Raw genomic sequence first — 12,745 nt, 5'->3', positions numbered from 1 at the left:
AAGATAAGAGAATTCCATCAGGAAGTGGAGAAAGCGAAGTTTGAGGTGTACAATTCATGATGCAACGATATGTAGTGGTTGATTTGGAAACGACAGGGAATTCTCCAAAAAAAGGAGATAGGATAATACAATTTGCTGGCGTGGTCATCGAAAATGACCAAATTGTGGATGAATACTCGACATTCATCCACCCTGGACAGGAAATTTCCTTGTTTATTGAAGAATTGACCGGAATAAGCAACGAGACGGTAAAAAATGCACCTGACTTTGAAGATGTTGCAGAAAATATTGCCCGGCTTATAGAAGGGGCTTGTTTTGTTGCCCATAATGTTTTATTTGATTTATCTTTTTTACAGGAAGAACTAGTACGATGCGGGTTTGAGCCGTTTTATGGTTCCACCCTTGATACAGTGGAGTTAGCGAAAATATTAAAACCAACATCCGATGGATATAAGCTGCACCAGCTGGCTAAAGAAGAAAACCTGGATCATTCCAGGCCCCATCAAGCGGATAGTGATGCATATGCCACCGCTTTATTATTGTTGGAGTTGAAAAAAAAGCTGATGTACCTTCCAGTCATGACACTTAAACAGTTATATCGATTATCTTTTTCCTTACAAAGTGAGGTTTCCGAATTAATAGATGTTTGCATTGCAAGCAAACTTGCTAAAGCAGAAGTCCATTCACCTGATCTTATTACGTATAGGGGTCTTGCATTTAAAAAGGCCGAAAACGAAGGTGATCATAAAGACACGGAGTCGAAATTCCCGCTCGACGATGAGGAAAAAATAGCCATGCTTCAAAGTGCATTTCCTGCCTTTGAAGCAAGAAGCGGACAACTTGATATGATGAACATGATTCACCATTCCTTCGAATCCAGCCAGGATGCAATCATAGAAGCTGGGACAGGTATTGGAAAATCCATAGGCTATCTGCTTCCGGCTGTTTATTTTGCAAAAAAACATCATAAGCCTGTCGTCGTTTCGACGTATACGCTTCAGCTACAGGATCAACTTCTACAAAACGAGGTTCCTAAGCTTAAGAAAATTCTTCCCTTTACATTTCAAGCTGTTTTACTAAAGGGGAGAAGTAATTATTTGAGCTTGGCAAAGTTCGAAAGGGCATTGCGTGAAAAGGAAGATAATTATGAAACGGCATTAACGAAAATGCAGATATTGGTTTGGCTTACTGAAACCGTAACAGGCGATAAAGATGAATTGAATCTCACAAGCGGGGGGCAGCTATTTTGGAATAGGCTTCAAAGTGATGGCCTTACATACGCCGGTTTAAAACAGCCCTGGCTTGAATTGGATTTTTTTGAACGGGCAAAAAGAACAGCTGCCAAAGCGGATATCATCATTACTAACCATTCGTTTTTAATGACGGATCTGCTTACAGAAGACGCCTTGATTCCAAAAAAGGGGTATTTGGTTCTCGATGAAGCACACCATTTGGAACAAGCTGCATCTAAACAGCTTGGGAGCAGGCTTAATTACATTTCGGTGAAGACGGTTTTGAACAGAATGGGGACATCAGATCAAAAGCAATTATTATATAAATTGGACAGGATGCTCTTAAATAATGGATTGACGGATGGGAAGTCCATGCATGAATTAGATCAAAAGCTTAGTGATTTTTCGTATGAATTCGAACAGCTTTTTTATTATATTTCCAATCAGGCGGAAAAACTTTCACGTTCCATGAGTCCGAAACGGCTTTCATTCAAAATCGATGATGGAAGATGGGGTAAAGCGATTCTGGTCGCTGAGCGATTGGTCGATTTATTAGGATACATCATCACGGAGATAGAGAAAAGATTGGCTCTTTTATTGAATAATGAGTCCCCCTTAGGAAAAAATTCATTATTTCACTTGAATGATATTGAGGTGCTGCTTGGACATTTACAGGATACCAGGGACTCCTTGCATGAATTTTTCATCAAGCCGCATGAAGAAAATATTTATTGGCTGGATTATACGAATGCAGCACCCCAGCATGGGGTGACTTTGACGGTTCAGCCGATTGCAGGAAGTAAACGGCTTTGGGATTCCTATTTCGGGCGTCAAAAGAGTGTGGTCATGACATCGGCAACCCTCGTGGTGAAGAATTCTTTTAAGTATTTTAAAGAACAGCTCGGTTTAGAGAACGAGCCAATGCAGACGGCAAGTTTACCTTCACCCTTTCCTTATAAGGAACTCGTAAAGGTACTGGTGCCAAATGATCTACCAGATATCAATTGCTTATCGGTGGAGGAATTCTCCGAAACAGCGGCAAATCATATTATTGCTGCCGCTCAGGCAGCGAAAGGGAGAATGATGGTATTATTCACCTCGCATGAAATGCTGCGGGCCACCTATCATTCCATCAAAGACAGTGGCGTACTGGATGAGTTCACGCTGTTTGCCCAAGGGATTTCTGGCGGAAGCCGGATGAGGCTGCTCAGGAATTTCCAAAACTTCGAGAAAGCCGTCCTATTTGGGACAACCAGCCTATGGGAAGGCGTCGATATCCCCGGTGAGGATCTATCTTGTTTAATCATTGTCAGGCTGCCATTTTCGCCACCGGATGAACCAGTGACAGCTGCAAAATGCCAACTTCTCGAAAAACAAGGGCGCAATCCTTTCTCTGCGTATTCATTACCTGAAGCCTTATTAAGGTTCCGGCAAGGTTTCGGCAGGCTTATACGAACTCCAGAAGATAAAGGGATTTTGGTAATTCTTGACCGCCGCATCATCACTGCCAAATATGGACCTGAATTTCAAAAAGCCATTCCGGCTGTGGACTGGCACCAAGCCTCAATAACAGAAATGGCTGAAATGATAGAAGAGTGGATTTAAAGAATCTTTAAATCCTTCTTAATCTATAATGAATTTTTAATAATTTATAAAGAAAAATTACTTTTGAGCTGGTATAATGTGATAGGTGGTAAAGCCTTCAAATCCTATTCATACCAGTGGTTGTTGACAAATTATTAAAATGGAGGGGCGTTTTCATGGAAAGTAAAATTGAAGTAATTTCAACAGTCAGGTTGCAACATTCTCCTGATCTGTATAAAATTGTGGATTCTTTGAACCGAACATTGAAAAAAGATGACTTAATGTTCGGTCTGGCACTGGATTCCCAAGATCAAGAAAAAGCGATATTTACAATTTATCGTACATAGAAAGAAGGAAAAGCAGCTTTGAAAAAATGGTTGATTATTGCTTCTATCCTGGTCCTTTGTTTTATCGGATTTGTCAGCGGGGCATATATTAAAGCGTTGCAGCCTAAAAAAGAGGCTGGTAATGAGGCTTTCCAAAAGGCAAAGGAAGAGGGCGGCCTTGTGACGATGGAAGAATTTTACCCTTATAATGGGCAGGATTCATACTCCGTAATCATTGGTAAGGGAGAAAAAGGGACTAAAAAAATAGTCTGGCTTCCTGAGGATAAGAAGAAAGAAATGGTAGTGGAAAACTATAAAGATGGTAAATCAAAAAAAGAGATCTTAAACATTGTCAATGAACAGCTTAATCCCCAAAAAATCATTTCTGTTAAGCTAGGCATGGAAAAGAACGTTCCGCTTTGGGAAGTAACGTATCTTGATGAATCCAAGCGTTTTAACTATGACTATTATGATTTTAAAACTGGGGAATGGCTGAAGTATTATCGAAGCATTTAGAATGGAGGATTAATTTAAAATGAAATTAGCGAAGCGCGTTCAGTCATTAACGCCATCAACAACATTGGCCATCACGGCAAAAGCAAAGGAACTTAAGGCCCAAGGTCTAGATATAATTGGTTTGGGTGCTGGTGAACCAGACTATAATACGCCAAAACATATCATAGATGCAGCCCTTCTTTCCATGAATGAAGGTCAAACTAAATACACGCCATCCGCTGGTCTGCCGAAACTAAAAGAAGCAATTGCGGCTAAATTGAAGCGTGATCAAGGCTTGGAATACAAACCGTCTGAAATTGTAGTTGGCTCAGGTGCAAAGCACGCGCTTTACACATTGTTTCAAGCTATCCTGGATGAAGAAGATGAAGTCATTGTTCCGATACCATATTGGGTGAGCTATCCTGAGCAAATCAAGCTTGCTGACGGTAAGCCTGTTTATGTAGTAGGTACGGAAGAAAATCAATATAAAATCACTAAAGAACAATTGGAACAAGCAATCACCGAAAAAACGAAAGCGGTTATCATCAACTCTCCAAGCAATCCAACGGGCATGCTTTATTCCAGGGAAGAATTGGCGGCTATCGGGGAAGTTTGCCTGGCTCATGATATCTTGATCGTTTCCGACGAAATTTACGAAAAATTGGTTTATGGAAATGCTAAACATACATCCATTGCAGAGATTTCACCAGAATTGAAAAAGCAAACGATCATCATCAACGGTGTTTCTAAGTCGCATTCGATGACTGGCTGGAGAATTGGTTATGCAGTCGGTGATGAGTCCATCATTAAAGCAATGACGAACCTTGCAAGCCATAGCACATCCAACCCTACCACAACTGCTCAATATGGTGCGATTGCCGCTTATGAAGGTACACAGGAGCCTGTTGAAGAAATGCGTCAGTCATTTGAAGGCCGTTTGAATACGATATATGATAAATTGGTTGAAATTCCAGGGATCAGCTGCATTAAACCGCAAGGGGCATTTTATTTATTCCCGAACGTTAAACGTGCAGTTGAATTAACAGGGTTCAGCAATGTCGAGGAGTTTACGACTGCGTTGCTGGAAGAAGCGCAAGTGGCTGTTATTCCAGGATCAGGTTTTGGTGCACCTGATAACATCAGGCTCTCTTATGCAACTTCATTAGAGTTGCTGGAAGCAGCAGTTGAAAGAATACATTCATTCGTTAAATCAAAAATGGCATAATTTTTCAAAAACCTGCAGACTACCTGGCTACATCAGGGTCTGCAGGTTTTTTTTCGATTATATTTCGATAAGGTACTTTCGCGAAGAAGACATGATAAGCGTTTTGCAAAACAAACTTGTAAAGAAAAGTGAAAATCATATATGATTTTTAATAAAAATCGATTGCAATCATATATGATTTCATATATGATGAAAATATGGAAGAGAAAAACAAAAACCCCAGCAAAAAGCAAATAGCATATGAGCACCTTCGTAAATTAATTTTGGATGGAACATATGGTTCTGGACAGCGGATCATTATCGATCAAACGGCAAAAGAACTTAGTTTAAGTCCGATTCCTGTCAGGGAAGCGATCAGGCAACTGGAATCTGATGGTCTTATTCAATATAAGCCTTATAGCGGAGCGGTGGTTACAAGCATTAATGAGAGCGAATACATTGAAACTCTTTCTGTTTTATCTTTGCTTGAAGGATATGCAGCCGCCCTCAGTTCTTTAACGATGAATGATCATGATTTTGAAAATCTAATTAATTTAAACAAAGAAATGGAAAAAGCCCTCCATAACTTTGAATTAGAGCTGTTTGGTAAGTTAAACGAATGTTTCCATGCGGAAATTTATGAAAAGTGCGGAAATTCCTTTTTAAAGGAGGAAATTAAACAGGCGCAACAAAGAATGAATAGAGTCAGAAAATCCATGTTCACCATGGTTCCGCAGCGCGCAGTCCAATCGATTCGCGAACATGAAAGCATCATAAAGCTTCTAAAGGAAAAAGCACCTTTTGAAGAAATTGAATCATTGGTGAGAAAGCATAAACTGAATGCCATCAGCACATTCAAGCAGAGGGCGGAAACTAATCACAATCAGGCACTTTGATGACCTTGGCTTTGTTTTATAATAGTCGATCGATTATTCATAAAAGCAAAGCCAATTTTTCGCTTATATTATTCCGAATATTCAAATAATGAAAGGGCGGTAGAAAAAATGTACGAGGAAATCAAAAGTCGTTTAAGAGGATCCATCGCTCCCGTTATCACTCCGTTTGATGACAAGATGGAAGTGGATGTAAAAGCAATTGAAAATCTGGTAAACTGGCACATTGAAAGCGGTTCACATGGAATCTCGGTATGCGGTACTACCGGGGAGCCGAGTTCATTAACGATTAAGGAACGGGAATTAGTGATGGAAACGGCTATTAAAGCAGCAAAAGCCCGTGTTCCAGTTGCACCAGGTACTGGATCTGCCAATCAGAAAGAAACGTTACATTTAACAAAAATGGCACAGGAAATGGGTGCGGATGCTGCTTTAGTCATCGTTCCTTATTACAATAAACCGAATCAACAGGCACTTTACAATCATTTTAAAACGGTAGCCGATTCTGTTGATATTCCGATTATCGTTTATAACATTCCTGGAAGAACGGCGACGAATTTAGAAGTGAAGACATTGGCACGTCTTGCTGAAGATTGTGAAAATATTATTGGTGTAAAGGAATCTAATAAAGATTTCGAACATGTGAACCGTGTCTTATTGAATTGCGGAAGGGATTTTCTCTTATATTCGGGCATCGAATTACTATGCTATCCAATGTTGGCTATTGGAGGGGCAGGACATATAAGTGCTACTGCAAATATCACTCCAAAAGAAGTTGCGGAAATTTATAACCTTTGGGTGGAGGGGGATGTGGATAAGGCACTTGATCTCCATTACAAATTAATGCCATTGAATGATGTTTTGTTTAAAGAAACCAATCCAGGACCATTAAAAGCTGCGATGGGGATGATGGGGAAAATCAATCCTGCATTAAGGCCGCCAATGGGTCCGCCTTCGGAACCATTGGAAAAAGAACTGCGTGAAACCCTTCAATCATACGGGTTGATTGACCCAATAATCCAGTCATAATTGCTAGATCGGGAAGATTGCACGAATCTAATAGATTATTGTCATCTTCCCGAATTAATTTCTAAAGGAGGATTTATCATGCAAACTTTTCCCGTGCAAGATGTCAAGCATTACATCAATGGTCAATTTGTCGATGGAATCTCAGGGAAAACATTTGGAAATTTAAGCCCTTTTAATAATCAGGCAATAAATAATGTGGCAGAAGGGTTTAAAGAGGACATCGATCAAGCGGTAGCCGCTGCAAGAGCTGCATTCGATAATGGTCCATGGAGAACGATGAAAGTGGAAGAAAGATTGAAGTACATTAATAGGATTGCTGATTTAATTGAAGAAAATGCAGAAGAAATTTCCTTTTTGGAATCCCTTGATACAGGGTTGCCGATTAGCCAGACAAAAAAACAGGCGGCAAGGGGAGCGGAGAATTTCCGGTTTTATTCTGAGATGGTGAAAAGCAGGCTAATAGGAGAGTCGTATCAAGTGGATGACACATTCATCAATTATACGATTCATAAACCGATAGGAGTGGCAGGATTAATCACTCCTTGGAATGCGCCATTCATGTTAGAAACCTGGAAGATCGCCCCGGCCCTGGCTACAGGTAATACATGTGTCCTCAAACCGGCGGAGTGGTCCCCATTGACAGCCAATAAATTGGCACAAATCATTGACCAATCGGGTCTGCCGAAAGGCGTATTCAATATCGTTCACGGTTTTGGGGAAACAGCAGGGGCGTCCTTGGTTGCCCATCCTGAAGTCCAATTGATATCCTTTACCGGGGAAACGACGACTGGCGCTGAAATCGTTAAAAATGGTGCAGATACAATGAAACGTTTTTCCATGGAACTCGGAGGTAAATCGCCAGCGGTCATTTTTGAAGATGCCGATCTAGAAAAAGCCCTGGATTCTGTGGTTTGGGGAATTTATTCATTCAATGGGGAGCGCTGCACAGCCAATTCCAGATTATTTGTCCATGAATCGATAATAGACCAGTTCGTTGCAGAATTGAAGGAACGTGTTCATAATATCAAAATTGGAAACCCAATGGACCCAGAAACGGAAATCGGACCGCTGATCCATCGTAACCATTTTAACAATGTCTCCCGTTATCTGGATATAGCAAAAGATGAAGGGGCGGAAATTGTAAGCGGTGCCATACCGAGTGTGTTCAAGGAAGGGAATTATATTGCCCCGACGCTTCTCTTGAACTGTACAAATGAGATGACGGTGGCACAGGAAGAGATTTTTGGACCAGTCATGGCAGTCATTCCTTTCAAGACTGAAGAGGAAGTACTGAGAATGGCTAACGATGTAAAGTATGGGCTCGCTGCTTATGTATGGACCAATGATATGAAACGTGGACATAGGTTTGCACAGGCTGTTGATAGCGGGATGGTCTGGGTGAATTCCCAAAACGTAAGGGATTTGCGGATACCGTTTGGAGGATCGAAATATAGTGGGGTTGGACGTGAAGGTGGCCATTATAGCTTTGAATTCTATACGGAAACACAAGTTATCCACGTAGCAATTGGTGAACATCACATTCCGAAATTTGGAGACGTAAAACAAAATGCTGTTTCTTCTGCTGAAAAATAATCCGTGTTTTATTAAAGAAGGGGAGAATACTATGAATTTTTCTATTATTCGTGTTGCGAGAACGATACTTAATGTAACAGATCTGGATAAATCAAGAGCCTTTTATGTGGATGCTTTAGGTTTCATTGAAACGGAAAGAACGAATGATCACATATATTTACGTGGTTTAGAGGAAGCGCATCATCACTCGCTTATTTTGCAAAAGGCAGAAAAGCCAAGCGTTGAAACAATAGGATACAAGGTTGAAAAAGAGGAAGACCTTGAAGAATTGGAAACTTTTTTCTTATCCAAGGGGATGAAAATGAAGTGGATGCAGGAAGGAACACAGCATGCACTAGGCAAGTCGCTACGAGTTCAGGATATTTCAGGGTTGCCAGTGGAGTTTTTCAGCAAAATGGATAAAGCCGAGAGATTGCTTCAACGATTCGATATGCATAGGGGTTCAAGGGTCCAAAGAATCGATCATGTGAATTGCTGTGTACCAAATGTGCAAAAAGCCTATGATTTTTACGTGAAAGAATTAGGTTTTGCGTGCTCGGAAGACACAGTGGATGAATCGGGCAAATTATGGGCGACGTGGCTTCATAGAAAGCAAACGGTCCATGACCAGGCATTCATGAACGGAATCGGTCCAAGACTACATCATATAGGCTTCTTTCTGCCTGACCCCCTTGCACTTATCCATGCTTGTGATGTACTGGCTTCACTGGGATATGCCCAGTCCATCGAACGCGGACCAGGAAGGCACGGTCTATCCAATGCATTCTTCTTATATTTAAGAGATCCGGACGGTCACAGGATCGAATTATACAATGGGGATTACTTAACGGCTGACCCTGATACTGAACCGATTCATTGGGATTTGAATGATCCAAGACGCCAGACATTCTGGGGAGCCAAAGCTCCGGATTCATGGTTTGATGAGGCATCTGCTGTACTTGATATAATATCAGGTGAAGAAGTTCCTCTTAAAGAACCGATTCTGGCAAAAAGCAAGCCTGAATTCATCATCTAAAGAGAAACGGATTTAGGATGAATGATCGAACGTTCGGCAAGACATACATTGACTCCCACGGTCAATTGGATAGGGCGCTAGTGCGTATAAGCCTGTTCAAAGACCAATTTTCACCATTTAAGGGAACAGAACTGGTGAGTGGTTGATGGAAACTGCTGGATTATCGAAGGTCCGTTTATTGAGTTTATAATGTAACCTTTCAAGAATCAAAGGAAGGAAGATGGATTTGGATATCATTCATGTTCAGCACCCAATTTCCAGTATATATACGGCAGTAGCAGAACCGTGTGTGCTGGCTCTTGGATTTTTCGACGGAGTTCATCTTGGCCATCAAGAATTGATACATCTAGCTAAAAGGATTGCCATACAGCAAGATTTGAAATTGGCAGTCATGACATTTTTTCCGCATCCAAAGCAAATCTTAGGAAACGCTCAACCCCAAACATATATGACTCCTTTAGAGCAAAAAGCAAAAATCATGCAAGGTTTAGGTGTAGAAACCTTGATAGTCGTGAACTTCGATTCCGCATTTGCCCATCTTTCACCTACTGGCTTTATCGAGGATTATCTATGTGGATTTAAATGCAAGCATGCCGTGGCTGGATTCGATTTCCGCTATGGACATAAAGGGGAAGGGAATATGGAAACGCTGAAAATCGAAGGTAAGCGATTTTTTGAAGTGACGGAAATGAAGAAGTTTGAAATCGATCATGAAAAAGTAAGTTCCACTAAGCTTAGAAACTTGATTGCAGAAGGTCGGTTCGCAGATATCCCGCCATTCCTTGGCACATACTTTGAAAGCCAAGGGACAATCAAATCCAAGGAAAATCAACACGTCATCGTTACATTATCGGAAGCATTCCTGACACCCCCGACAGGCGCTTATTTAATCGAAATCCAGAACGAAGGAAATGTTTATGAGGGAATTGCCTATCAAACAACGGACGGGTCCTTTCATGGGAGTTGGCACTTACTTTTCAATGATGATCTTCCCTTGGAGGGAAAGAAGATTCATATCAAATGGAAAAGTGAAAGTATAATGAAGCCGAAACAGATGATTGATATGCGAGCCAAGTCCATTACGAAAGTGCAAGCCTTCTAAAAAGATATGGTCCGGGACAGGGCAGCAGTGGGTACTTACTGCTGCCCTACCTGTAAGCGTCACGGTTAGACAATGGGAGTACGGAAAGCTTAGGGAATGAGCTTAGACCCTCTCTGTGCAGATGATTTTGTTTGGATTTTGGGATGGAAGAAAGAGGCTGATATTGGAGAGGCTCAATACTACTAGTGCCGCCCTTGTAAAAATAAATATCAGAAGAGGTGTATAGAGATGGTTCGGTTGGAAAAAAAACTTGATGAATCGGAACAAACTAATCTAGTGGATTATGAAAAGATTGTTGCCTCCAAAGAGTTTCAGAATATGCTTTCCGATAAAAAGAAATTCGTCATCCCTTTTTCGATTTTCTTTATGGGATATTCCCTGCTTTTGCCCTTCTTAGTTTTTTACACAGATATCCTGGATCACTCTTTCATTGGAGACATAACCTGGGCATGGGTGTACGGTGTCTCCATTACGGTTATGTCTGTTTGGGTTTGCAGCATATATGTAAGGAAATCAGGAAGAATCGATGAACAAATAAAAGAAATCATCGAGAAAGAAGGGCTTTGAATCATGAATTGGACAGTTATTATTCTCTTTGCGCTAATGTCGATAGGAACCCTTTTCATCACATATTTCGCTTCCAAAAAAACTAAAACGGCAGGCTCTTTTTATACGGCTGGGGGAGGGTTGACCGCTAGGCAAAATGGACTTGCATTGGCCGGGGATTTTATGTCGGCTTCCACGTTTTTAGGGTTGATTGGGGCATTTTCCTTAACGGGGTATGATGGATTTTTCCTGATGTATGGAGCACTTGTTTCATTTCTTGTCGTGTTATTCCTAGTGGCTGAACCTTTAAGGAACTTGGGGAAATACACATTGGCTGATATGGTGACTACAAGGTTTAAATATAAACAGGTCAGGGGAGTGACCGCCTTTAATACCCTGGTGATATCAGTCATGTACATGCTGGGGCAACTTGTTGCGGCAGGCGCTTTATTTAAATTGCTTTTAGACATCCCGTATAATATTTCTGTCATCATCGTAGGTATTGTCATGTTGGTATTTGTTCTATTTGGGGGGATGACGGCGACGAGCTGGGTGCAGATCATTAAAGCCATCCTGTTGATAGGAGGAGTGTTTATATTATTCATGATCGTCATGTGGAAATTGAATTTTAGTTTCATCGGAATTTTCACTGATATGAAAACCGCAACACCCATGGGTGCAGATTACCTGAAAGCAGGTATTAAATATGCCAGTGGGTGGGATGCAGCTTCCTTATCGCTGGGCCTAATTTTGGGAACGGCAGGTCTGCCTCACATTTTAATACGTTTTTTGACCGTCCCGAATGCACGAGTGGCAAGAAAGTCGGTTGTTTGGGTGATGTGGATTATGGGTGCTTTTCATATCATGGTCATTTTTCTCGGATTCGGTGCTGCGAAGTTGGTTGGAACATCGAATATCATGGCCGCTAATCCAGCGGGTAATATGGCTGCACCTTTATTGGCCCAACTTGTGGGCGGGGACATCTTATTCGCATTTATTGCGGCCGTTTCCTTTGCAACGATACTCGCAGTTGTTGCGGGAATCGTTTTAACAGGAGCTACCGCATTTTCACATGATTTTTATAATGAAATATTAAAAGATGGAAAGGCGACGGAAAAACAGCAAATGACGATGGCTAGATGGGCTTCCGTTGGTGTGACTGCACTTGCAATCGTTTTATCATTAGGTCTGCAGGAATTCAATGTAGCGTTTCTGGCATCGATTGCCTTTACACTGGCGGCTAGTTCGAATTTGCCGGTAATCCTTCTTACGATCTATTGGAAAAAATTCAATAAAACCGGAGCGATAGTCGGTATGATGACAGGTCTTATTGGTACGCTTTTGCTCGTGGCTCTAAGTCCAAATGTCTGGAACCCGGTCCCCGGAGCCACCATAATGACAGGTGACCCGATTTTCCCTTTGAATTCACCAGGAATCGTTTCCATCCCGCTTGGGTTCCTCGCATGCTATTTAGGTGCCCTGTTCGGTAACCGCAGGACGGGGTTGAAAACGGTTACAAAAGACAATTATAATGAAATCCTCGTTAAGTCCAACACCGGTCATGATGTTAAGGGTGTTTTGCGACATTGAAAGATGTAAAAGCATGCCTATAAATAAAACACAGGTCATCGCACTTATGAATGGATCTGATAAAGCAGCCCTCTAATGATAGGTTGCTTTTTTCTTTACATTGGATAAAGAAATTCAAACAAATATGAAAGGTTAT

The 12,745-nt window shown here is 41.3% G+C and carries 11 protein-coding genes; all 11 read left to right on the top strand.

Going from position 1 to position 12,745, the window contains the following annotated elements; translation table 11 throughout:
- Window positions 1–56: 56 nt before the first annotated feature.
- The 11 genes from dinG to ACFRAK_RS09460 all read left to right on the top strand — a co-directional run bounded on the left by dinG (window position 57) and on the right by ACFRAK_RS09460 (window position 12,609).
- A complete protein-coding gene (gene dinG, locus ACFRAK_RS09510) occupies window positions 57–2,837 on the top strand; it encodes an ATP-dependent DNA helicase DinG (protein WP_387597585.1) in 2,781 nt (926 codons plus the stop codon).
- Window positions 2,838–2,992: 155 nt separating this feature from the next.
- Window positions 2,993–3,163: a YpmA family protein gene (locus tag ACFRAK_RS09505; RefSeq protein WP_065310840.1), complete on the top strand. Its 171-nt coding sequence runs from the start codon at window positions 2,993–2,995 to the stop codon at window positions 3,161–3,163.
- An 18-nt stretch (window positions 3,164–3,181) separates the two neighbouring features.
- Window positions 3,182–3,658, top strand: coding sequence for a cell wall elongation regulator TseB-like domain-containing protein (locus ACFRAK_RS09500; protein ID WP_387597581.1), 477 nt, complete (start codon window positions 3,182–3,184; stop codon window positions 3,656–3,658).
- A gap of 19 nt (window positions 3,659–3,677) precedes the next feature.
- Entirely contained in the window at window positions 3,678–4,862 is a 1,185-nt protein-coding gene (locus ACFRAK_RS09495) for a pyridoxal phosphate-dependent aminotransferase (protein WP_394571670.1), read from the top strand.
- A 197-nt stretch (window positions 4,863–5,059) separates the two neighbouring features.
- Complete coding sequence (locus ACFRAK_RS09490; protein WP_394571669.1) at window positions 5,060–5,737, top strand: GntR family transcriptional regulator; 678 nt, start codon at window positions 5,060–5,062, stop codon at window positions 5,735–5,737.
- A gap of 108 nt (window positions 5,738–5,845) precedes the next feature.
- Complete coding sequence (gene hpaI / locus ACFRAK_RS09485) at window positions 5,846–6,763, top strand: 2,4-dihydroxyhept-2-ene-1,7-dioic acid aldolase (RefSeq protein WP_260285998.1); 918 nt, start codon at window positions 5,846–5,848, stop codon at window positions 6,761–6,763.
- Between the two features lie 78 nt (window positions 6,764–6,841).
- On the top strand, window positions 6,842–8,356 hold the full coding sequence (hpaE, locus tag ACFRAK_RS09480) for a 5-carboxymethyl-2-hydroxymuconate semialdehyde dehydrogenase (RefSeq protein ID WP_387597572.1): 1,515 nt from the start codon (window positions 6,842–6,844) through the stop codon (window positions 8,354–8,356).
- 31 nt (window positions 8,357–8,387) lie between these two features.
- On the top strand, window positions 8,388–9,371 hold the full coding sequence (gene hpaD, locus ACFRAK_RS09475) for a 3,4-dihydroxyphenylacetate 2,3-dioxygenase (protein ID WP_387597569.1): 984 nt from the start codon (window positions 8,388–8,390) through the stop codon (window positions 9,369–9,371).
- A gap of 220 nt (window positions 9,372–9,591) precedes the next feature.
- Window positions 9,592–10,473, top strand: coding sequence for a cytidyltransferase (locus ACFRAK_RS09470; RefSeq protein ID WP_394571668.1), 882 nt, complete (start codon window positions 9,592–9,594; stop codon window positions 10,471–10,473).
- A 228-nt stretch (window positions 10,474–10,701) separates the two neighbouring features.
- Window positions 10,702–11,040 carry a DUF485 domain-containing protein gene (locus ACFRAK_RS09465; protein ID WP_387706923.1) on the top strand — a complete coding sequence of 113 codons (339 nt, stop codon included), beginning with the start codon at window positions 10,702–10,704 and terminating at the stop codon, window positions 11,038–11,040.
- A 3-nt stretch (window positions 11,041–11,043) separates the two neighbouring features.
- A complete protein-coding gene (locus ACFRAK_RS09460) occupies window positions 11,044–12,609 on the top strand; it encodes a solute symporter family protein (RefSeq protein WP_387597560.1) in 1,566 nt (521 codons plus the stop codon).
- Window positions 12,610–12,745 lie beyond the last annotated feature (136 nt).

The organism is Peribacillus sp. NPDC056705 (assembly GCF_043656335.1).
This window is presented reverse-complemented; position numbering and strand designations above follow the sequence as displayed.